The organism is Streptomyces sp. NPDC051286, assembly GCF_044455345.1.
In the GTDB taxonomy this organism is placed as follows: Bacteria; Actinomycetota; Actinomycetes; order Streptomycetales; family Streptomycetaceae; genus Streptomyces.
The window spans coordinates 181089-204595 of sequence record NZ_JBITER010000003.1 but is presented as its reverse complement, the minus strand read 5'-3'; the positions used below and the strand labels follow the sequence as shown (position 1 = coordinate 204595).

The 23507-nt window shown below is 73.2% G+C and carries 11 protein-coding genes; all 11 read right to left on the bottom strand.

Features of this window, described 5'->3' with window-relative positions; translation table 11 throughout:
• Position 1: 1 nt before the first annotated feature.
• From ACIBB8_RS05515 to ACIBB8_RS05465, 11 genes are read right to left on the bottom strand one after another with little or no spacing between them, the layout of a single operon-like run.
• Complete coding sequence (locus tag ACIBB8_RS05515; RefSeq protein ID WP_398949119.1) at positions 2–2524, bottom strand: amino acid adenylation domain-containing protein; 2523 nt, start codon at positions 2522–2524, stop codon at positions 2–4.
• Entirely contained in the window at positions 2521–4110 is a 1590-nt protein-coding gene (locus ACIBB8_RS05510; protein ID WP_398949118.1) for an AMP-binding protein, read from the bottom strand. Before ACIBB8_RS05510 ends, ACIBB8_RS05515 begins: the two co-directional genes overlap by 4 nt.
• Entirely contained in the window at positions 4107–7247 is a 3141-nt protein-coding gene (locus ACIBB8_RS05505) for a condensation domain-containing protein (RefSeq protein ID WP_398949117.1), read from the bottom strand. The genes ACIBB8_RS05510 and ACIBB8_RS05505 overlap by 4 nt, the downstream gene beginning before the upstream one ends.
• Complete coding sequence (locus tag ACIBB8_RS05500; protein WP_398949116.1) at positions 7244–8512, bottom strand: MFS transporter; 1269 nt, start codon at positions 8510–8512, stop codon at positions 7244–7246. The genes ACIBB8_RS05505 and ACIBB8_RS05500 overlap by 4 nt, the downstream gene beginning before the upstream one ends.
• The gene (locus tag ACIBB8_RS05495; RefSeq protein WP_398949115.1) at positions 8505–12602 is read right to left on the bottom strand and encodes an amino acid adenylation domain-containing protein; all 4098 of its coding nucleotides are present in this window, start codon (positions 12600–12602) and stop codon (positions 8505–8507) included. Before ACIBB8_RS05495 ends, ACIBB8_RS05500 begins: the two co-directional genes overlap by 8 nt.
• Positions 12599–13882, bottom strand: coding sequence for a MupA/Atu3671 family FMN-dependent luciferase-like monooxygenase (locus ACIBB8_RS05490; RefSeq protein WP_398949114.1), 1284 nt, complete (start codon positions 13880–13882; stop codon positions 12599–12601). The genes ACIBB8_RS05495 and ACIBB8_RS05490 overlap by 4 nt, the downstream gene beginning before the upstream one ends.
• A 2-nt stretch (positions 13883–13884) precedes the next feature.
• On the bottom strand, positions 13885–18471 hold the full coding sequence (locus ACIBB8_RS05485) for a beta-ketoacyl synthase N-terminal-like domain-containing protein (RefSeq protein WP_398949113.1): 4587 nt from the start codon (positions 18469–18471) through the stop codon (positions 13885–13887).
• Entirely contained in the window at positions 18468–20330 is a 1863-nt protein-coding gene (locus tag ACIBB8_RS05480) for an amino acid adenylation domain-containing protein (protein ID WP_398949112.1), read from the bottom strand. Before ACIBB8_RS05480 ends, ACIBB8_RS05485 begins: the two co-directional genes overlap by 4 nt.
• Complete coding sequence (locus ACIBB8_RS05475) at positions 20320–21963, bottom strand: condensation domain-containing protein (RefSeq protein WP_398949111.1); 1644 nt, start codon at positions 21961–21963, stop codon at positions 20320–20322. Before ACIBB8_RS05475 ends, ACIBB8_RS05480 begins: the two co-directional genes overlap by 11 nt.
• Positions 21960–22814, bottom strand: a complete 855-nt coding sequence (locus tag ACIBB8_RS05470) for a thioesterase II family protein (RefSeq protein ID WP_398949110.1) — start codon at positions 22812–22814, stop codon at positions 21960–21962. The genes ACIBB8_RS05475 and ACIBB8_RS05470 overlap by 4 nt, the downstream gene beginning before the upstream one ends.
• A complete protein-coding gene (locus tag ACIBB8_RS05465) occupies positions 22811–23413 on the bottom strand; it encodes an NADPH-dependent FMN reductase (protein WP_398949109.1) in 603 nt (200 codons plus the stop codon). Before ACIBB8_RS05465 ends, ACIBB8_RS05470 begins: the two co-directional genes overlap by 4 nt.
• Between the last annotated feature and the right edge of the window lie 94 nt (positions 23414–23507).

The window sequence follows — 23507 nt, the reverse complement described above, 5'->3', positions numbered from 1 at the left end:
GTCAGCCTCCGGCCGGAAACGCGCCGGTGCGGCGGGCGACGGTCAATGCCCCCGCGAGCGACTCGACGGTCGAGTAGGTGAACAGGGTCCGCACCGGTATCTCCAGGCCGAAGTCCTCCTGGAGCCGCAGCGCCACCCGGGTCGCGGTCAGCGAGTCGCCGCCCAGGTCGAAGAAGTCGTCCTGCGCGCCGACCTCGTCCGCGTACAGCGTCTCGGCCCACACCCGGGCCACCGCCCGCTCGGCGGGGGTGCGCGGCGCGATGAACTCGGCTTCCAGGCCGGTGCGTTCGCCGCCCGGCGCGGGCAGCGCCTTGCGGTCGGTCTTGCCGCTGGTGGTCAGCGGCATCCGGTCCAGGAAGACGTACGTGCCGGGCACCATGTAGCCGGGCAGGGTGCGCCCGCACCAGTCGCGCAGCGCGCCGATGCCGGGTGCCGGGCGGCCGGGCGCCGGGACGACGTACGCCACCAGCGTCTTCTCGCCGGGTACGTCCTCACGGACGGTGACGGCGCCGGAGCCGACGTCCTCATGGCCGAGCAACACGGCCTCGATCTCACCGAGTTCGATGCGGAAGCCACGCACCTTGACCTGGTGGTCGAGGCGGCCGAGGAACTCCAGGTTGCCGTCGGGCAGCCAGCGCACGAGGTCGCCGGTGCGGTACAGCCGCCCGGCGGCGAACAGGTTCTCGGTGAAGCGTTCGGCGGTCAGGTCGTCCCGGCCAAGGTAGCCGCGGGCCACCCCGGCGCCGCCGATGAGCAGTTCCCCGGGCACGCCGACGGGGACCGGGCGGTCCGCGTCGTCGACGACGTACAGCTCGGTGCCGGCGGTGGGGCGGCCGATGGGGATGGTGCCGGTGGTGTCGGTGATCTCGGCGACGGAGGCGTAGACGGTGGTCTCCGTCGGGCCGTAGCCGTTGAGGACGCGGGTGCCTGCCCGCAGCATCCGTGCGGCCAGCTCGGCGGGCAGCGCCTCGCCGGCGGCGAAGATCTCCAGGGCGCGCGGCCGGTCGCCGAGGGCGTCCAGGAGCGGGCGCAGGGCGGACGGCGTGGCCTGCACGAGGGTGACGGCGTGCCCGTCGATGAGCTCGACGAGGGCGGGCGGGTTGTGGATCTGGTCCTCGTCCGCGCCGATGATCCGGCCGCCGGTGATCAGCGGCAGGAACACCTCGACGCCCGCGATGTCGAAGGTCGCCGAGGTGGTGAACAGGACCCGCTCACTGACCGGCGCCGGGAAGGTCTCCCGCATCCCGCACAGCAGGTTGAGGAATCCGCCCCGGGTGACAGCGACGCCCTTGGGGGTGCCGGTGGAGCCGGAGGTGTAGAGGACGTAGGCGAGGTGCCCGGGTCCGGCGGCTGTCGCCGGTTCCACGGCGACGGAGGCGGCGATCGCCTCACGGTCCGTATCGACCGCGACGAGGGTACGCGGCCCGGCGGCAGCGCCACCGGACAGCCGCTCACGCAGCGACTCCTGGGTGACGACGACCGGCGCAGCCGTGTTCTGCAGAACGAACTCCAGGCGATCAACGGGGTGTTGGGGGTCGAGCGGCACGTACGCCGCGCCCGACCTGAGCACCGCGAGCAGCGCCACGATCAGTTCGTGGCCGCGCTCAAGGCAGACCGCGACGGGGACGTCGGGCCCGGCGCCAAGGCCGCGAAGGTGGTGCGCGAGGCGGTCGGCACGGGCGTCGAGCTCCCGGTAGGTGACCTCCTTGGCGCCGAAGACGACCGCGACGGCGTCGGGCGTCCGCCCGGCCTGCTCGGCGACCAGTCCGGCCACGTCCTGGTCGGCGGCGAACTCGGCGCGCCCCCGGCCCCAGCCGGTGAGCAGCAGCTCGCGCTCGGCGGTGGTGAGCGGGTCGAGGCTGCCCAGCGGGAGGCCGGGGGCACCGGCGATCGCGGTGAGCAGGGTGAGGTAGCCGTCGGCGAACCTGCCGGCGCTCGCCGCGTCGAACAGCTCGGCGGCGAAGTCGAACCGCAGGCCCAGCTCGGCGCGCCGGCCGCCCTGGTCGCGCCGGCCCTCGTGACCCAGGGCCAGGTCGGGCGGGCAGACACCGTCGGCCGCGTAGGCGGGGCCGTCCGTGAACAGGGCCTGGACGACGGGGTGGTGGCCGGCGTCGGCGCCGGGTGCGAGCTCGGCGGCGAGGCGGGCCGGCGGCAGCGCGGCGGCCCGGCCCCGGGTGAGCCCGGCGTCCGCCCGCGCCACGAGCGTGGCGAAGGCCGGGTTTCCGGTCAGATCTGCCCGAACGAAGGTGAGTTCACCGTTCGTGTCCGGCACGCCCACCGCGAGGTCACGCTGCCGGGCCCACTGGCCGAGCAGCACCTGGTAGGCGGCGAGCAGCACGGCGGACAGCGGGGTGCCGTACTCAGCGGCCGCCTTGCCCAGCGCCAGGGCGGTGTCGGCCGGGACGGTGCGGGTGAGGTGGCCCAGGGCACCGGTGCGCGCCGATGGGCGCGGCCGGTCGGTGGGAAGCTCCAGCGGTTCCAGACCCGCCAGTTCGGTCCGCCAGTACTCCAGCGCTTCGGTCATGACGCCTCCGTGGTGTCGAGGATCCGCGCCAGTGCCTTGCGGTCCGTCTTTCCGTTGTCATTGAGCGGCAGCCCGCCCGGCAGGTGGGTGAGCGAGGCGGGCACCATGTGCAGCGGCAGCAGCTCGCGCAGCCAGGCGTCGAACCGCTCGGGGTCCACCTCGCGGCCCGCGTATGCGGCGAACAGCTCGGTCTCGCCGTCCGGGCCCGGCAGGGCGAGCACCGCGGCGTCGATGACGTGCGGGTGGCGGTGCACGGCCGCCTCGACCTCGCCGAGCTCGATGCGGAAGCCGCGCACCTTGACCTGCTGGTCGAGGCGGCCACCGTGCACGTAGAGCCCGTTCTCACGGCGGACCCGGTCACCGGTGCGGTACCAGTGGCGGTCGGTCAGCACGGTGCTGCCGTCGTAGACCACGGCGGGTCCGCCGTCGGCCTCGTACGACACGAACCGTCCGGGGTTCTCGCGCGGGTCGAGGTAGCCCGCGAAGCGCTGTGGTCCGCGCACGCACAGCTCGCCCTCTTCGGCGGCCAGGCCGTCCTCGTCGAGCAGCACCATCTCCATGCCCGGAAAGGCCACGCCGATCGGCACGGTGCCGCCTGTGAACTCCGGCCAGTCCGACCTGGGCCCGGGCAGCGCGTGGTTGGTGCAGACCACGGTCAGCTCGGTGGGCCCGTACACGTTGTGGATCACGGCGTTCGGGGCGACCGCGCGCCACAGTTCGGCGTGCTGCGCGGTGACCGGCTCGCCGCCGAACATGCTGTGCCTGAGGTTGACGGCGCGGCCCAGCGGCACGTTGCCGAGCCGCTGGGCCTCGCGGATCACCGAAGGGACCGAGAACCAGTGGGTGAGCTCTCGCTCGACGATGAAGTCCACCGGCCGGTACAGGTCGGCGGCGAGCGGCACCACCAGGGTGGCGCCGCCGCCCCAGGTCCCGAACAGGTCGATGACGTGCGCGTCGAAGGTCAGGCCGAAGGTCTGGGTGAGCCGGGCGCCCGGCGCGATCTCGTACCGCTCGATGTTGTGCGCGAGGAACCCGAAGGTGTTCCGGTGCAGGATCGGCACGCCCTTGGGCTGGCCGGTGGAGCCCGACGTGAACAGCAGGTACGCCTCGCGGTCGGGGTCGTCGGGGACCGGCGGAAGCGACTGCTCGAGTACGTCGGTCAGCGCCCCGGGCGCCCGCTCGCCCTCGTCAAGTCCGAGGACGGTGGGCCGGTACCGCTCGGGCAGCCGGGCGAACAGCTCGGCGGACCGGGTGTCCACGAGGGCCACCTCTGCGCCGGCCCGCTGGGCGATGTCGAGGTTGCGCTGCGCGGGGTAGTCGGGGTTGAGCGGGACGACGCACACGCCGAGCCGCTGGATCGCCAGGTATCCGGCGTACGCGGCGACCGAGCGGGTGGCGGCGAGCGCCACCCGGGTGGGCAGCGAGCCGTGCTTGCGGGCGATGCGGTCGGCGAGGGTGAGCGCGAGGGCGCGCAGCTCGCCGTAGGTCAGTACCTCGTCGCCGATCTCCAGGGCGGGCAGGCCGGGGTGACGCAGGGCCGATTCCTCGAACCACTGGTAGAGCGTGCGCTGTTGCCGGTCGTTCATCGCTTCCTCGGTATCGGTGTGCTGGTCTGGCGGGTGCGGCCGCGGGCGCGCATGGCCTCGGCGCGGGCCTGGGCCCGGCTCTGAGTGCGCTCCCCGGCGGCCGATGGGGCGTCCGTGGCGGGCGCGCCGCCCAGGAAGGCGGCCATGGTCTTGACGGTGGAGTGGCGGAACAGGTCCACCACGTCGACCTCGCGGCCCAGTGCGGTGCGCAGCCGGTCACGCAGGCGGATCAGGAGCAGCGAGTTGCCGCCGACGTCGAAGAAGTTCTCCGACGCTCCGACGGTCCGGCCGAGCACCTGCTCCCAGGCCCCGGCTACGGTCCGCTCGGCGTCGCTCACCGGCTGCGCGTCGGCCTCCTCTGCCGACCGCCCGGCCTGTGCGGCGGCCGTCTCGGCGAGCAGCTTGGCGATCCGCTCCCGGTCGGGGCGCCCGCTGGGCAGCAGCGGCAGCCGGTCGGCCAGGTGCAGCCGGACGGGCAGCAGGTAGCCGGGCAGCAGGTCCCGCAGGTGGGTGCGGAGTTCATCGACGGTCAGGTCCGTGCCGGGCCTGACCGCGACGGCCGCCCCGAGAACGCCGCCCGCCGGGTCGGTGAGGACCTGCGCCCGTACGACGTCCGGGTGCGCAAGCAGCGCGGCCTCGGCGTCGAGGGCGGCCACGCGGACGCCCCGCACCAGGGTCCGGTCGGCCGCCCGGCCGGCGAATACGACTCGCCCGTCGGGGAGTTGGCGGGCCAGGTCGCCGGTGGCGAACAGGCGCGCGCCGGGCTCGCCGCCGAACGGGTCGGGCAGGAAGCGTTCGGCGGTGCGGCTCGCCCGGTCCGGGTAGCCCCGGGTGACGGCCGGGCCGCCGATGTGCAGCTCGCCGACCGCGCCGGGCGCCGCGAGCTCGACGCGCGCGTCGAGGACGTATGCCGTGGCGTCGGCCGGCAGCCTCAGCGGCAGGGGGCCGTAGCCCTCGCCCTCCGGCGCCTCTGCCGGGCCCGCGAGCGCGGGGCCCGCCGTCTCGGCGCAGGTGTACAGCTGGTGCACACCCGCGGCCCCGGCGGCCCGCGCGGCCTCAAGGGTCCCCGGGAACAGGGGCTCGCCCGCCGTCAGTACGGCGACCGGCGCGCCGCCCGTGAGCAGCCCCGCCAGCTCGGCGGGGGCCGCGAGCACGGTGGCCTCGTCGCCGCCGGTCGGGACGACCGCGCGGCCGCCCCGGGTCAGCGGGCCGAACAGCTCCAGGAAGGCGGCCGGCGAGTCCGGCGCCCCCAGCTGGGCGACCGCGTCGAAGGTGGTCGCGGGCAGCTCGCGGTGGGCCCAGCGCAGCCGGGACACCAGGTTGCGGTGCTCGGCGACGACCGCGCGCGGCTCGCCGGTGACGCCCGACGTCCGCAGCACCCAGGCGGCGTTGCGCGCTGTGACGCGTACGACGTCTGGCGACTCATCGTCGTCGACGTCATCCTCCGGGTCCAGCACGTCGACCCTGGTGTGGTCGAACAGCGCGCTGGAGCAGGCGTCCGCGAGGACCGTCGTCAGCCCCGCGTCGTCCACGGCGAGGCGCAGCAGGAACGCGGGCAGCCCCGGGTCGAGCGGCACGCACATCCCGCCCGCCCTGACCACGCCCAGCTGGGCGGCGGCCAGTGCGAAGGACTTGGGCACGCACACGCCGACCGGGGTCTCGGGGGCGACCCCGAGCGCCCGCAGGCGCACCGCCACCCGGCCCGCCGCACGGTCAAGGTCGCGGTACGTCCAGGTGCGCGCCCCTGCGGCCACGGCGACCGCGTCGGGGGTGCGGGCGATCTGCTCGGCGACCAGCTGGTGCAGACAGCTCTCGTCCTCGTACGCCGCAACGGGCGCCGGGCCCTCGGTGCGCAGCAGCGCAGAGACGCGGGCCTCCGGGTCGGCGCCGGCCCGCTCCAGGACGGTGCGCAGCCGGGCGAGCAGCAGCTCGACGGCGGCCCCGTCGAAGAGGTCGGTGCGGTAGTCGGCGAGGGCGAGCAGGCCCTCGGCGGTCTCGACCGTGTCGATCGCCAGGTCGGTCTTCATGGTGGGCAGTCGCAACTCGGCGGCGCCGAACCGGGCACCGGCCGCCTCGCGGACGGGCGCGGCGGGCGAGTGCGTGTACATGACCTGGTAGAGCGGGTGGTAACTGGGGTCGCGGGCGATTCCGAGCCGGTCCATGACCTCGTCGACGAGCAGGTCGGGGTGGTCGAGGGCGTCCAGGAGGTCGCCGCGCACCCGGCCGATCAGGTCGCCGAACTCCGGGTCGTCGGCCAGCTCGCCGCGCAGCACGACGGGCCGGGTGAGGTAGCCGATGACGTCGGCGCTCTCGGTGGTGTCGCGCCCGGAGAGGGCCATGCCGGTCAGCACGTCGGTGCTGCCGTACTGGCTGAGCACCACGTCGACGGCGGCCTTGAGCACCATGAACAGGGTGGCGCGCTTGGTGCGGGCCAGCCGGCGCAGGGGCTCCACCACCGAGTCGGGTACGACGGCGGTGACCCGGCCGCCCTCGTGCCCGGCGCGGGACCGGCGGGGCCCGGCGAGCGGCAGTTCCAGGAGGTCGGGGGCGCCGGCCAGGCGCTGCGTCCAGTAGGCGAGCCGCTCGGGTCTGGCCGCCTCGTCCTGTGCGGTGCGCTCGGCGAGGAACTCCCCGTAGCCGACGCTTGGCTGGGGTAGCGGGTCGGGCAGAGCTCGCGCGAACGCGTCGTACAGGGCGGTGAGTTCGGTGGTGAACAACTCCAGCGAGGCCCCGTCGAAAATGACGTGGTGGACGCCGACGAGGAGTTGGTGACGCGTCTCGCCGAGGCGGAGCAGCCGGGCCCGCAGCAGCGGTTCGCCGTCGAGGTCGAAGGGGGTGCGGGCGAAGGCGTCCGCGAGTGCGGCCGCCTCCTCCTCGGTCGCCTCGACACGGTCGAGGTCGACCGGACCGGGCGCCCCGATCCGCTGGACGGGCTCCCCGTCGGCGTCCCGCACGATGCGCACCCGCAGCGCGTCGTGCCGCTGGACGAGGGCGTCCAGGGCGCGCTGCAGGGCGTCACCGTCGAGCGGGCCCTCGATGGTGACGGCGAAGGGAATGCTGAAGAACGGGTCGGCGGGCCGGAGCTGGCCAAGGGCCCACAGCCGCCGCTGGGCGGGGGTCAGGGGAAGGGTGGTCACGCGACGGCCTCCGGTTCCGGGGTGCCCGCCTTGTCGCCGGCGCCGCCGCGCAGCCCGGGAACGAGGAGGACCAGGGCGGCGACCACCAGGACCCCGCCGGCCACCACGATGGAGGCTGCGATGCCGACGAGCCCGGCGAGCACGCCGCCGACGACCACGCCGAGGACGGTGAAGTTGACCATCAGGGCGTTGAGCAGGCCGACGCCGCGGCCACGCAGTTCCTCGGGCAGGTCGCTGAGCAGCGTGTTGGCGACCGGCACCTGGAACAGCCCCGAGCCGAGCCCGGCAAGGACGCACCAGAGCAGGACGACGGTCAGGCCGAGGCCGCCCCGCTCGGTGGCGTCCCACACCCTGCCGGTGGGGGCGAGCAGCATCAGGGACGCGCCGAACAGCACGATCGAGCCGATGAGCAGCCCCCGGTCGGAGTACCGACGCACCAGCGGCGGACCGGTGAGCGCGCCGATCACACAGCCGGCGCCGAACCCGGCCTGCGCCAGGCCGTACTCGAAGGCGGGCAGTTCGAAGACGCTCAGGAGCTGGGAGTTGAGGTTGGTGGTGAACAGGCCGAGGACCAGCATCACCGGGACCATGACGATCGCCAGGAACCGCAGCGACGGCACGGCGAGCACACCGGAGATCCCGGTGCGCAGCGAGTGCCAGTACCCCTCGCGGCCGCTGTCGGCGCCCCGCACGGGCACCTCCCGCAGCACCGCCATGCTGGCGAGCAGCACCGCCGAGATCACGAACGTCGCGGCGTCGAGCACGAAGACCGCTGTGACGCTGCCGAACGCGATGAGCAGTCCGCCGAGCGCCGGGCCCACCAGGTTGAGGGTGTGGTTGGTGGACTGGAAGAGGGCGACCGCCGTCGGGATGCTGTGCCCACGCACGATCAGCGGGATCGCGGTGATGCGGGCGGTCTCGAAGAAGGCCTTGGCGATGCCGCTGAGCAGAATGAGCACGAGCAGCAGCAGCGGCGAGTCCCGTACGACGATCATCCCGAGCACCAGGGCGACGCGGACCAGGTCCGAGCCGACCATGAGCAGCCGGGCCGGCAGCCGGTCGGCCAGCGGTCCCACGAACGCGCCGAGCGCTCCGAAGGGCAGCGCCTGCGCGATGACGACCAGGGACACGTACAGGACCGGGTCGTCAGTCTCGGTGGCCACCACGTAGATCAGGGTGATCTTCGTGATGGCGTCACCGAGGAACGAAGCGACCACGGCCAGCCAGTAACGGATGTACGTCCGGTCCTTCAGCAGCTCAAGCATGGTTGTCTTCCCCGTTCCGTGCGGCGCGGTTCAGTACGTCGTTGAGCACTGCTCCGACGCCCTCGATGTGGGGGTGACGCATCATCGTGTAGTGGTTGCCGTCGACCGTCCGGACGTCGAAGTGCTGCCCGGTCAGCTCGTTCCAGGAGGCGGCCAGGTCCCACTCCTCCTCGCCGGCGCGGATCAGCGTGACCTTGCCCTTGACAGGACTGGGCCGGAAGTTCCACACAAGGCGCAGGTTGGCGACCCACAGCTCGTAGATGTCGCGGATCTGCTCACGGCCGGCGTCCGGCGGCAGGTAGCCGGAGGCGCGGGCGACGCCGAGCAGGTAGTCGAGGTGTTCGTCAGCGCCCATGGCCTGGAGTTCGGCAAGCGACTTGAGGCGATCGCCGTAGTCCCACTGGAGGTTGGCGGCGATGGCCTCGACGATCTCGGCGGCGTCCGGCTCGGAGCCGGCCGGCACGACGGCGGGCGCGTGCGCGTCCATCATGACCACCGACACCTCGGCGCCGCTCTTCTCCAACTCGCCTGCGACGGCGAAAGCGTTGGCGCCGCCGTAGCACCAGCCGACGACGGTGTAGGGGCCCTCCGGCTGGGTCTCGCGGATCAGCTCCGCGTACTTGGCGGCGCGGTCGCCGAAGCCGGTGAACGGCAGCTCGCCGTCGACGGGCGGCGGCGAGGCCAGCGCGTACAGCGGGCGCCCGGCGGGCTCGACGAGCGTGGCGAACGGCATGTAGCAGACGACCTCACTGCCGGCGGGGTGGGCGAAGAACACCGGGGAGCCCGTGCCGTCGCCGGAGCCGAGCTCGACGAGGTGCACCCCGGTCTCGTCCTGGTAGCCCTCGCGCAGCATCCGGGCGAACCGCTCGACGGTGGCGCCCCGGAAGATCGCTGCCATCGGGAGCTGCTGCCCGAACCGCTTCTCGATCTCCGCCATCAGGCGCAGCACCAGCAGGGAGTGGCCGCCCAGGTCGAAGAACCGGTCGTGCAGGCCGATCGGGGAGACCCCGAGGACCTCCTCCCAGATGTGCGCGACCTCCAGCTCGACGGCGTCGCGCGGCGGCACGTAGCTCGCCGTGTCGCGGTCGACGACGGGGACGGGCAGCGCCCGGCGGTCGATCTTGCCGCTGGTGTTGAGCGGGAAGGACTCCAGGCGGACGATCGCGGTGGGGACCATGTAGTCGGGCAGGAAGCCGCGCAGGTGCTCGCGCAGCACCTCGGCGGTCAGCGACTCGTCGGCGGACTCGACGTACCCGGTGAGCCGCTTGTCGCCGGGGCGGTCCTCACGGACCAGGGCGGCCGCGCGGCGCACCGCCGGGTACTCCTCCAACCGGGCTTCGATCTCGCCCAGTTCGATACGGAATCCGCGCAGCTTGACCTGGCCGTCGTCGCGGCCGAGGAAGACGAGCGTGCCGTCCTCGCGCAGCCGCGCCTTGTCGCCGGTGAAGTAGAGGCGAGCGCCGGGGCGGGCGCTGAACGGGTCGGGCACGAACCGCTCGGCGGTCAGGCCCGGCCGGCCTCGGTAGCCGCGGGCGACACCGGTGCCGCCCAGGTACAGGTCGCCGGGCATGCCGACGGGGACCGGGGCGAGCCGCTCGTCCAGGACGTACACCTGCGTGTTGTCGAGCGGCCGGCCGATGGAGATCTGCTCGGTGCCGCTGTCCAGGCGCTGGAAGGTGGACCAGATGGTGGTCTCGGTGGGGCCGTACACGTTCCACGTACGGCCGGGTTCGCGGACCAGCTGCTCGGCCAGGGCGGGCGGCAAGGCCTCGCCGCCGACCAGGGCGCGCAGCGAGCCGTCGTTGTGCCAGCCCGCCTCCACCAGGAGGTGCCAGGTGGCAGGGGTGGCCTGCATGACGGTGGCGCCGGTCTCGGCGAGCAGCTCGGCGAGCCGCCGGCCGTCTACGGCCTGCTCCTTGGTGACGACGTACACCCGGGCCCCGCTGACCAGCGGGGCGTACAGCTCAAGGCCCGCGATGTCGAAGGTGACGGGGGTGACGGCCGCGAGGGTGTCACCCGGGGCGAGCCCCGTCTCGCGGGCCATCGCGAGGAGCAGGTTGACCAGGTTGCGGTGGGTGACCTCGACGCCCTTGGGGCGGCCGGTGGAACCCGAGGTGTAAATGACGTAGGCGAGCCGGTCCTCGCCGGAGGCGGGCTTCGCCGGGGCGGCGGGCGCGGCGGCGATCGCCTCGGCGTCGGTGTCCAGGCAGACCCGCTCGCCGGGGCACTCGGCGAGCGCGTCGAGCAGGCCGCAGCGAGTGAGCAGGAACGCGGTGCCGGCGTCACCGGTCATGTCGGCGAGGCGCTGCGCCGGGTAGGCGGCGTCGAGCGGCAGGTAGGCGCCGCCCGACATCAGCACGCCCAGCAGGGCGACGACGAGGTCCACCGAGCGGTCCAGGCAGACGCCGACGACGGTCTCGGGGGTGACGCCACGAGCCTGCAGATGGGAGGCCAACCTGCCGCAGCTCTGGATGAGTTGGGCGTACGTCAGCTGCTCGTCGCCGCAGGAGACGGCGACCGCTTCGGGGGTGGCGGCAGCCTGACGGCGCACCAGCTCGTCCAGGCACAGGCCGGGCTCGCGCTCGGCCTCGGTGTTGTTCCACTCGACGAGCAGGGTGTGTGCCTCGTCGGCGTCGACCAAGGACAGCTCGCGCACGGTGCGCCCGGCGTCGTCGGTCATCTGCTCGAGGACGCGCACGATCTGGCGGGCCATCCGGGCCATCGTGCTCTCGTCGAACAGGTCGGTGTTGTACTCGAACATGCCGTGGAAGTGGTCGGCGGCGAGCATCGGGTCGTCGACGAAGCCGAGCATCACGTCGTCCTTGGCGGTGGCGTTGTCGAGCATCAGCTCCTCGACGCGCAGCCCGGCCATCGGCGGCGGGTCCTCGTGCACGAAGTCGACCAGGATGAAGGAGGCCTGGTAGATGGGGGTGCGGCTCGGATCGCGGACGATGTCGAGCTCGTCCAGGAGGGTGCCGAACGGGATGTCGTGGTGGTCGAAGGCGCCCAGCATGGTGGAGCGGGTCGCCTGGAGCAGCTCGCGGACGGTCATCGCGGGCGAGACCGTGGTGCGCAGCGGCAGCATGGTGAGGAAGTAGCCGATCATCGGCTCGATCTCGGGCCTGCCGCGGGTGGAGGAGGTCGTGCCGACGACGATGTCCTCCTGGCCGCTGAGCCGGTGGAGCAGCGTCTGCCAGGCGGCGAGCAGCACGATGTTGACGGTGACGTCCTCGCGCTTGGCGAGGTCGCGGATCGCCTGGGTCAGCTCCGGGGTGAGCGGGAACTGGTAGCGGGCGCCGTTGGAGGTCATCAGCGGCGGGCGTGGCCGGTCGGTGGGCAGTTCCAGGACCAGTTCGGCGCCTTGGAGCTGCTTCTTCCAGTACGGCAGGTGCTTGTGCTCGACCTCCTCGGCCAGCCACTGCGGCTGCCACTCGGAGTAGTCCGCGTAGTGCACCTCGACGGCGGGGAGTTCGGGCTCCCGACCGGTCGCGAACGCCGTGTAGAACTCGGCGAACTCGGCGTTGAAGATGCCCATCGAGCCGCGGTCCCAGACCAGGTGGTCGACGGTTCCGACGAGGACGTGCTCGTCGTCCGCGACCCGCAGCATCGCGATGCGCAGCAGCGGTCCCTTGAGCAGGTCGAAGGGGGTGCGCATCTCCTCGCTGGCGAGGCGCGTCAGCTCGGCCTCGCGTTCCTCGTCCGGTACGGAGCGCAGGTCGACGTGGCGGACCGGCACCTCCATGGCCGGGTGGACGACCTGGACGGGGGCGTGGCCGTCCTGCTCGAAGGTGGTGCGCAGGGCTTCGTGGCGCTGCACGAAGGCGTCGGTGGCGCGCTGGAGCGCGTCGCGGTCCAGCTCACCGTGCAGCTTCGAGGCGAAGTACACGTTGTAGAGCGGGTCTTCGTCGTCGAACTGGTGGATGAGCCAGATGCGTTCCTGGTCCACGGTGAGCGGCACCCGGTCGCCGCCCTTGCGCCGGGGGATGGGGCCGGCCGTCGCGGGCGTCTGGGCACGCTCCCGCATCTTCTTGTCCAGGAGAGCCCGCTGGGCGGGGGTGAGGCCGGCCAGCCGGTTGGCGAGTTCGGTCACGACTGCGCTCCTTCGGCGTCGGCCTCGGCGGCCCGGTACCGGTTCTTGAGTTCGGTGAGGTGTTCCAGGCCCTTGACGACCTGGCCCGGCGCGAGGCCGAAGTCGACCAGGCAGGCCACCTCGTCCACGCCGATGTCGACCAGGTCCTCGATCAGGGACTCGCACTTGTCGGGCGTACCGAGCAGCGCGAGCGTGTCGAAGTACCGGTCGAAGGTGGCGTTCAGCATCACGTCGCGCTCGGCGTCGGAGAGCTTGGAGTACGCACTGCCGAAGCTGTCCTGCTGGGCGAGGAAGGTCTTGAGGTAGCCGGTCAGCGGCTCCCGCACGATCTCCCGGGCGCTCTCGTCGTCGGAGTCCAGGAAGGTGTGCACCATCGCGGTGACCTTGGCGCGGGCCGGGTCGTGCCCGGCGCCTACGAGCGCCTTGCGGTAGGCGGCGATCTTGTCCTTGAGGTCGGCGGGCCGCTGGGCGACAAGACCGGTCAGCAGGTACGCACCGGCCTCACCGGCCTTGATGAAGGTCTCGGGGCTGCCCTGCGCCGACACCCATACGGGGAGCTCGGCCTGGAGCGGGCGCGGCAGGGTGCGTACCGACTGCAACGAGCCGTCGGCGCGCGGAAGCTCGACGCTCTCCCCGGCCCACAGCCGCTGGATCGTCTCGATCGCCTTGAACATCTCCTCCTTGCGGTGCGGGTAGCGCTGCTGCCCGTCGCCGGGGGCCAGGAGGAAGTCGTCGGGGTGCCAGCCGGAGGCCGCGGAGATCGCGGCCCGCCCGCTGGACAGGTTGTCGACGACCGCCCACTCCTCGGTGACCCGCACCGGGTGGTGAAGCGGTAGTACGCAGCTGCCCGCGCGGATCTGGATCTGCTTGGTCTGTACGGCGATGGCCGCGGCCAGGACCGACGGGTTCGGGTAGAGCCCGCCGAAGTCCACGAAGTGCCGCTCGGGCACCCAGATCCCCGCGAACCCGTTGGCGTCGGCGAACCGGGCGCTCTCCATGAGCAGGTCGTACTTCCCCGGTCCGGCGGCGGTGCCGTCGCCGGAGAAGAAGAACAGGCTGAACTCCATGGTGGAGCCCGGGCGCCGGGTGCGGCGCGGCGCGGCGGCCTGCTTGGCGCCGGCCTTCTCCCCCGCGTCCACGGTGGCGGGCGCCTTGACGCCGCGCTCCCGCATGGAGCGCTCGAGGACCGCGCGCTGCTCGGGGGTCAGCGAGGAGAGCCGCTCTCGGAGCCCCCGCGCCTGCGCCGCCTCGATGCCGGTGTGCGTGTTCTCGTCAGCCATGGTCAGCTGTCACCCTTCAGCTTCTGCTCGGCTTCGGCGGCGGAGAGGGCTTCGACCTCGCGCAGCATCGCCTCGAACTCGTCCAGACCGATGGACTCGGCCTGGTGGGCGCGGATCGCTGCCGCGAGCCCGGGAACGGTCGGCGCCTCGAAGACGGCGCTCATCGGGAAGTCGCCGTGCGCCTGGCGCAGCCGGCCCACGATCTGGATGGCGAACAGCGAGTTGCCGCCCAGGTCGTAGAAGTCGTCCTCCGGGCCGATCGGGGAGGCGCCGAGCATCTCCTGCCACACCCGGGCCACCGACTGGGCCAGTTCGTCGTCCGGCCACACTGTGGCGGGGTCCCAGTCGCTGCCCTCGCCTCGGCCGCTGCCCAGCGCGTTGGTGAACGAGGTCGCGGTCAGGCCCTGCTGGTCGGCCAGGACGTCCTGGAAGTCGGCTCGGGACACGATCAGCTGGGGAAGGCCGGCGAAGAGTGCGGCGCGGGCCAGCGCGAGGCCGTCGGCGACGGGGATGCCCTGGCTCAGGCGCAGCCGCTCGTACAGCTCGCGCACCTCGGGCAGCCCGGCCATCTGCAGCTCGAACCAGTCGTCCCACTCCCACTGCGACCAGTCGAGGGTGACGGTGTTGCGTCCCTCGGCGGACCCGGCGGCGGCGAAGGCGTCCAGGAAGGCGGCGGCCGCGCAGTTGTCGGCCTGGCCGAAGCCGCCGACGATGCCGGTGGTGGCCGAGCCCGTCAGGAAGAAGTCCAGCTCTTCGGCGGCGAGCAGTTCTTCGAGCAGCAGCGTGGAGCGCACCCGCGCCTTGAGCACGGCCTCGAAGTCGTCCCGCGACTTGAGCGCGACGAGTCCGGTGCCCCGGGTGTCCGCGCAGTGCAGTACGCCGTTGACGGCGCCCAGCACGGTCCGGGCCTCCTCGACCAGGAGTCGGGCCTGGTCCGGGTCGGCCAGGTCGGCCGCCCGGTAGGTGATGGCGTCGGGGCGGGCGGCGAGCAGCGCGGCGAGCCGCTCGGCGCGGGTGCGCTCGGCCCCTGCGGGCAGCGCGGCCCACTCGCTCGCGGCCGGGAACTGCGGGTCCCCGACGAGCACCAGGTGGGCGCCCGCCTCGGCGAGCTGCTCGGCGAAGCTCAGCCCGGCCTCGCCGGACGCGCCGGTGACCAGGTAGCCGGCCTCGGCCCGCCATGCCTGCCCGATGGGCACGGCGGTCGGCTCGACCGGCGCGAACGCGCGGCGCAGCCGCTGGGCGCCGCGGTAGGCGATGAGCGGTTCTGCGCCGGGACCGGCCAGTTCGGCGGTGAGCTGCTTGCTCAGCAGGGTCCGCGCCGCGGTGTCCGCCGGGGGCAGCACGTCGACGCTGCGGCAGGTCAGCCAGGCGTACTCCTGCGGCAGGACAGTGACCGCTCCGTACAGGGCGGCTCGCTCGGGGCGGGTCACGGCCGAGCCGTGCGCGTCCTGCAGCTGGTCGGTGAGGACGTCGACACGCACCGGGGTGTCCGTGCCGCTCTCGCCGAGCGCCTGCGCCAGAGAGACCAGGCTGTGGAAGCCGGTGGCCAGACCGTGGGCGTAACGGCCCTCCGCAGAGGATGCGTCGGCGCTCTCCGGGTCGGTCACGGCCCAGGCGTGCACGATCCGGTCCGGGGTCAGCCCGTCCTGGCGCAGCTCCTTGAGGATGCGGCCCAGGTGCTCGGCGTCCGCCGGGTCGGCGTCGAAGCCGTGCGCGGAGGTGCGGGCGTACGCCGCCGCCTTGCGCACGGTGGTGACGCTCTCGCCGCGCTCGCGCAGGGCGGCGACCAGGTCACCGCTCAGCCCGCGGCCGTCGGCCAGGACCAGCCAGGTGGCCGGCTCGGTCTGCTCCGGGGCGGCGGCCAGCGGCGCGCGGTGCCAGACCGGTGCGTACGTCCACCGGGCACTGTTCGTACGGACGCTGGTGGTCGCTGCCGGCTTGGGCAGCAGGAAGCTGCGGCCCTGGAAGGGGTAGGCGGGCAGCGGTACCCGGCGGCGCACGCCGTCGGTGTGCAGGGCCGTCCAGTCGACGGTGACGCCGTGGCGCCACAGCTCGGCCAGGCCCTCACGGACCGCGCGGCGCTCGGCGGGCGCCTCGGCGCCGGTGCGCGGCTTGCGCAGCAGGGTGATGACGGGGCCCGGCTCCGGGTGGGTCTTGACGAGCCCGCCGAGCTGGCTGCCGGGACCGGACTCGACGAACACGACGGGGCCCCGCTGGGCAAGGGTGGCGACGCCGTCGGAGAACCGGACGGCCCGGCGGGTGTGGGCGACCCAGTACGCCGGGTCGGTGGCCTGCTCGTCGGTGATCCAGGTGCCGGTGACGTTGGACAGGAAGGGGATCTTCGGCGCGTTCAGTGTGACCGAGCGCAGCACCTCCTCCAGAGCGGGCAGGGCGGGCTCGACCAGCGCGGTGTGGAAGGCGTGCGAGGTCTCCAGCTCACGCACCGAAGCGCCCTGTTCCTCCAGAACGCGGCGGGCCTCGGCGACCTCCTCGGGCGTACCGGCGACCACGCAGGAGCCGGGCGCATTGACCGCGGCGATCGTGGCGCGGCCGTCCAGCGCTTTCGTCAGCGCCTCCTCGTCGAGGAGCACCGACAGCATCCGGCCGGGCGCGAGGTCCTGCATCAGCTGGGCGCGGCGGGCGACCACGCGCAGGATGTCCTCCAGGCTGAACACCCCGGCCAGGCAGGCCGACACGTACTCGCCGAGGCTGTGCCCGGTCATCGCGTCCGGCTTGATCCCACAGGAGAGCAGGAGCTGCGCGGTGGCGTAGTCGAGGGAGAAGACGGTGGGCTGGGTGTAGAGGGTCTGCCGCAGTCGCTCGCGGGTCTTCTCGCCGTCGGCGGCGAACGCCACTTCCCGTACGTCCCAGCCCAGTTCGGGCATGAGAAGCTCGGCGCACCTGTCGAAGGCCGCGCGGAAGACGGGCTCGGTGCGGTACAGGTCCGCACCCATGCCCGGGTACTGGGCCCCCTGGCCGGGGAAGAGGAACACCACGCCGGGTGCCTGGTCGCCCTGCCCGGCGGCCACGGCGGGCCGGTCCTGGCGCAGCGCGGCGGCAGCGCCCTCCCGGCTGTCGGCCACCACGGCGCGGCGGTAGGCGAATTCGGCGCGGCCCGACTGCAGCGTGTGGGCGGCGTCCGCGAGCCGGGCGCCGCTCTCGGTGAGCGCGGCCGCGAGGCGCTCGGCGGCGGCGTCCAGGGTTTCGGGGGTACGGGCCGACAGCGGCAGGACCTGCCAGTCACCGTCCGTCTCGGGCTCCGTGGTCACGACGGGAGCGGCTTCGAGGACCACGTGGGCGTTGGTGCCGCCGATGCCGAAGGCGCTCACCCCGGCGCGCGGCGGGGTCGCCGTCCGCGGCCACGGGGTGCCCTCGCCGCTGACCACGAACGGGCCCTTGTGCAGGGCGAGTCGAGGGCTGGGGGCGCGAAAGTGCGCGGTCGGCGGGATGAAGCGGTGCTCCAGGGCGAGCGCGGCCTTGATGAGGCCGGCCACACCGGCGGCGGCGTCGAGGTGGCCGATGTTGGACTTCACCGAGCCCAGGTGGACCGAGCCGGCCCGCGCGTCGGAGCCGAACGCCTCTGTGAGCGCCTGCACTTCGATGGGGTCGCCGAGCGGGGTGGCGGTGCCGTGCGCCTCGACGTACTGGACGGTGCCGGGCTCGACGCCCGCGACGGCCAGCGCCTCGGCGATGACCTCGGCCTGGCCGTGCGGGGACGGCGCGGTGAAGCCGATCTTGGCGGAGCCGTCGTTGTTGACGGCCGAACCACGGATCACCGCGTGGATGTGGTCGCCGTCGGCGACCGCGTCCTCAAGGCGCTTGAGGACGACCAGGGCGACGCCGTCGCCCGAGACCGTGCCGGAGGCGTCCGCGTCGAACGGGCGGCAGTGGCCGTCCGTCGAGAGGATCGCGCCCTCTTCGTAGCGGTAGCCGCGCGGCTCGAACTCGCGCACCGCGACACCGCCCGCGAGGGCGAGGTCGGACTCCCGGCCGAGCAACGACTGCACGGCGAGGTGCACGCCCACCAGCGAGGAGGAGCAGGCGCTCTGCACCGTGAAACTGGGCCCGTTCAGGCCGAGCTTGTAGGAGACTCGCAGCGCCGGCATGCCGGGGTCGTTGCCGATGGCGACCTGGATCTCGTCGGAGGTCTGCCCGTCCGAGCCCGAGCCGGCGATGCGCTCGCGCAGGTAGCCGCTGCCCGAGATGCCGGCGAAGACGCCGGTGCGGCCCTCGAAGGTGCCCGCCGGGTAGCCGGCCCGCTCCAGGGCCTGCCAGGCGGTCTCCAGGAGCAACCGGTGCTGCGGATCCATGAGTTCTGCCTCGGAGCGGGTGACACCGAAGAACTCGGCGTCGAACCGGTCGAACCCGTCGACGGGGAAGCCGCACTTCACATAGGCCGGGTCGGCGAGCAGCCGCTCGGGCACACCCGCCTCGGCGAGCTGCTCGTCGGAGTAGTCGGTGCGGCCCTCTTCGCCCGCCGCCACCATGCGCCACAGAGCGTCGACATCGCCGGCACCGGGGAAGCGGCCACTCATCCCGATGATGGCCACGGACTGCTCGGGCAACGGCAGTTCCGCTTCGTACGTCATGCGTTCTCCCCGTGCGGGTTGGTTATGGACTGTGCGGCGAGCAGCTCTTCCAGGGCGCCCGCGAGTTCCCGGACCGTGGGCAGGTCGAAGAAGAGGCGCAGCGTCACGGCGACGCCGAACTGCTCCTTCGAGCGGGCAACGACCTGGGTCGCGAGCATCGAGTGTCCGCCGAGTTCGAAGAAGTCGTCGTCGAGGCCGACGCGGTCGACCGAGAGCACATCGGCCCAGATGTCCGCGAGGGCCTTCTCCACCGGGGTGCCTGCCGCCTCGAAACCGCCGCCCAGGTCGGGGCGTACGGCCTCGGGCGCGGGCAGTGCGCGCCGGTCGACCTTGCCGTTGAGGGTCAGCGGCAGCCGGTCGAGCACCACGAAGACGTTCGGCAGCATGTACACGGGCAGGGTGCGCCCCAGGTGCTCGCGCAGCTCGGTGGTGCTGTCGGCGAGTTCGGCCCCGCCGGACACCCAGTACGCGACCAGGCGCGGCTCGCCGACCGAGTCCTCGTCGACCGTCACCACGCAGTCCCGGACGTCCGGGTGGCGGGTCAGGGCGTTCTCGATCTCGCCGAGTTCGATGCGGTAGCCGCGCACCTTGACCTGGTGGTCGAGCCGGCCGCGGTACTCGTGGTCGCCGTTCGCGCCGCGCCGGGCGCTGTCGCCCGAGCGGTAGCGGCGGGCGCCGGGCACGGCCGCGTCCGGGTCGGGCAGGAAGCGCTCGGCGGTCAGGGCGGGCCGGCCCAGATAGCCCCGGGCCACCCCGGCGCCGCCGACGAACAGCTCGCCCGCCTCACCGTCTGCCGCCTCGGTGCCGTCGGCGGCGGCGATCTTCATCGTCCAGCCCTCGAAGGCACCGCCGATCATGCTGCCGGCCCCGGCGTCGAGGTCTGCCGAGGTCATCCGGCGGTAGGTGGAGTGCACGGTGGTCTCGGTGATCCCGTACATGTTGACCAGTTCGGGCCGGTCCTCGCCGCGCCGGGCGAGCCACGGCCGCAGCATCTCGGGCGGCAGCGCCTCCCCGGCGAAGACCACGAGTCGCAGCGCATCGAGGGGCGCCGGGCCCGGCCGGCCCTGCTCCTCCTCGTATCGCACCAACTGCCGGAAGGCGGACGGCGTCTGGTTGAGGACGGTCACCCGCTCGCGGTGCAGCAGCGCGTGGAACTCCTGCGGCGAGCGCCTGGTCTCCTCCGGTACGACGACGAGCCGGCCGCCGTGAAGCAGCGCACCCCACATCTCCCACACCGACACGTCGAAGGCGGCAGAGGCGAACATCGACCAGACGTCCTCGGGGCCGAAGCCGAAGTGGCCTCGGGTGCCGGTGAGCAGGCCCGTCACATTGCGGTGCTCGATCATGACGCCCTTGGGGGTGCCGGTCGAGCCGCTGGTGTAGATGACGTACGCGAGGCTGGCCGGGCCGGTGCCGGGCGCGTCCGGCGCGGTGTCCGGGTACGCGGCCAGGTCGGTGCCGCCGGGGCCGGTCAGGACTGTGTGCTCGACGGCGAGACCACGCCCTGCCCGGTCGGTGACCAGGACGGTGGCGTCGGCGTCGCCGAGCGTGAAGGCGATCCGCTCGTCCGGGCTCGCCGGGTCGAGCGGCACGTACGCGCCGCCCGCCTTGAGCACCGCGAGCAGCGCCGTCACCAGGGCGGTGGTGCGTTCCATGCAGACGGCGACCGGCACTTCGGGGCCGACGCCGAGGGTGCTCAGGTGGTGGGCGAGGCGGTTGGCGGCGCGGTCGAGCTCGGAATAGGTCAGCCGGCCGTCGGTGCCGGTCACGGCGACCGCGTCGCCCCGCTCGGCCGCCTGCCGCCCGAACCAGGCGTCGATGGTGCCCGGCCCTGTGGTGGCCAGTGGGTCAGCTGTCACGGTGAGTGTTCCTCTCGAAGCCGGACACCCGGAACCGGACCGCTGCGAGATCCAGAACCGGCCTGTCCGGGAAGGTGATTGCGTCGTGCAGCGTCTGCTCGTAGGCGGCCAACAGCGCGGCCGGGGTCTCGGGACCGAACAGGTCGGTGTCGTATTCCAGGGTCAGCGCGACGCCCGCGCCGCTCTCCTGCGCGTACAGACTGAGGTCGTACTTCGCGGTGTCCTGCGGGCCCGTGAGGTCGAGGGAGCAGTGGTCGAGCCCGGAGAAGAGCGGCGTGGACTGCTCCTTGAGGAAGCTGAACATCACCCGGAACACCGGCAGGAAGTCGCGGCTGCGCCGGGAGACGAGGGCCTCGACCAGCTTGTCGAAGGGCAGTTCCTGGTGCGCGGAGGCGTCGAGCAGCGCGGTGCGGGTGCGGGCGAGCAGCCCCCGGAAGCCCGGGTCGCCACCGAGTCCGACGCGGACCGGGACCATGTTGATGAGGCAGCCGAGGAGCTCCTGGAGCTCGGGCCGGGTGCGGCCCGCGACCGGGGTGCCCACAGTGACGTCGTCGGTCCCGGACCAGCCCGCGAGAAGCGCCTGGAACCCGGCGAGCAGCGTCATGTTGAGCGTGGCGCGCTCACCACGGCCGAACTCACGCAACTGGGCGGTGAGTTCGGGCCCCAGCTCGCGGGTGACGACCGCGCCCCGGAAGGAGCGGTACGTGGGCCGGGGGTGGTCGGTGGGCACGGCGAGGGCCTGCGGGTCGTCGCCGAGCACCGCGCGCCAGTGGGCGGTCAGGTCGTCCAGAGTGTCGCCCTGGAGCCAGTCGCGCTGCCAGACTGCGTAGTCGGCGTACTGCAGCGCTGGCCCGCTGCCCGCATCCGCGCCTCCGTACAGCTCCCCCAGCTCCCGGAAGAAAATCTCGACGGACCAGCCGTCGATGGCGATGTGGTGGAACGTCACCACCAGGTGGTGCTCGTCGGAACCGAGCCGCAGCAGGTGGGCCCGCAGCGGCGGGCCGACGGCGAGGTCGAAGACGCGGGCACCCACCTCGGCGGTGATGCGGGCCGCCTCGGCCGCCGGCTCGCCCTTCCCGATCAGATCGGTGTACGGGAGCGCGACCTCCCCGGGGGCGGCGACGACTTGGTGCGGTATTCCGGACGCCGTCTCATAGGTCGTACGCAGCACCTCGTGCCGGGCGACGAGCGCGGCCAGCGCCCGGCCGAGCCGGCCGTGGTCGAGGTCGCCGCGCAGCCGCAGCACGGTCGGCACGTTGTAGAGCGTGGTGTCGGGATCGATCTGCTGCATGAACCAGAGCCGCTGCTGGGCGAAGGACAGCGCCGGCCGCTCCGGCCGCGCCCCGGCCCGCGGGCCCGCCGGTCCGGCCGCCGCCGGCTTGGCCGCCGCGTTCCTGGCCGCCATGGCATCCCGCACCAGGCGGGCCATGCCCTCCAGGGTGGCCGCGTCCAGCAGCCCCTCGGGCTCGACGCGCGCGCCGAGCTCTTCGCCGATCCGGTCGGCGAGGGTGCGTACCGCCTCAGGCCCCCCGCCGAGCGCGTGCCAGCCGGAGGCGAGCGTCACACCGGTGACGTCAAGGATCTCGGCCCACATCTGGGCGAGCTCTTCCTCCACGAATCCCATGACTGTCATACCAGTTGTGTCCCGGGGTGAGAGTGACGCACGGCGTCCTGGAGCAGTTCGAGGAACCTCGGCGGGTTGCCGCTGAAGTAGAAGTGGTCGCCCTCGAAGACGTGCACGGTGGCGCCCGCCGTCGTGTGGGCGCCCCACGCGGCGGCCTCGGCGGGCGGCACATCGGGGTCGCTGTCGGCGACGAACACCGTGACCGGGCAGCCGACCCCGGCACTCTCATCGAGCCGGTAGCTCTCCAGAGCTCGAAGGTCGGCGCGGATGGCGGGAAGCACGAGCTGCAACAGCTCCGGGTTCTGGCGCACCCCCTCACGCGTGCCGCCCAGGCCCATGATGCGGGCCAGCACGGCGTCGTCGGCCTCGGCTTCGCTGCGGGGCGCGCCCTGGCCGGCGGTCAGCCGGTCAGTCCGCACCGAAGGCGCCGAACTGGCCGAAACGACACAGGCATGGGGGGCGAGCCCCCCGGCCGACTCCAGCCGCCGGGCGACCTCGAAGCCGATGAGCCCTCCCATGCTGTGACCGAAGAAGGCCGGGCACCGCGGCAGCCGGGGACGCAACGCCTCGTACACGCCGTCCGCCAGCGCCGCCACGGAACTCGCGGGCTCCTCGAAGAGCCGGTTCTCGCGCCCCGGGTACTGGATGACCAGCATCTCGATGTCCGGGTCGAGCGCCGCCGAAAGCCCGAAGTAGTAACTGGCCGACCCACCCGCATGCGGAAAACAGACCAGGGTGTACCGAGCCGCCGGCTTCGGGTGGAAGCAGCGGATCCAGGGGGTGGGGTCCGAAGCGGTCCCGGAGGCCGTCGTCGTGACCGCACCGCCGTCGGGACAGTGGCCGACGCTGGTGCCGCTCATCGGGCGTGCACCGCCTCGGCCCGGAGTGCCCGGTGGGCCCGGCGGGCCTCCGCGAACTCGACGACCTGCCCGGCCATCGCAGTCAACTGCTGCTGGAGGTGCGGGTCGTCGCACTCGCCGCCCGCGCCGAACCCGGCCGTCGCGCTGTTGAGCGCCACCCCCAGCGGGGTGGTCCAGCCGCGCAGGGCGTGCACGACGTCCCGAAGCGCGGCGAGCGTGGTCACGGCACCCTGCCAGCCCATCCCGACGGAGAGGCAGCCGACGGCCCGGCCCGAGAGGTACGGCCGGGCGTCGTCCCGGAGCTCCTCGGTGTAGTCCAGGGCGTTCTTCAGGAGCCCGGACACCGTGCCGTGGTACGCGGGGCTGGCCAGCACCACCCCGTCCGCCGAGGCCACCTCGGCGAGCAGTCGGCGCGCCTGCGGCGGGCAGCTCGCCACGCGCGGGTCGTACAGCGGCATCACCAGGTCGGCGCCGCTGACGAGACCGACCTCCGCACCCAGCCGGGCGGCCTCCGCGAGCACCACCCGCAGCCCCAGCTCCGCGGTGGAGCCGGGTCGGGAGGACCCCCCGATTCCGACGACCTTCACGGCCTGCTGCATGAACTCCCCGTTTCGCGTGTTCCGGTCCGGCATGCCGGCTACCCGTGTTCTGGCGGTCTGGGTTCCCCAGTGGTCGATCTCCCGGTCGATCAGG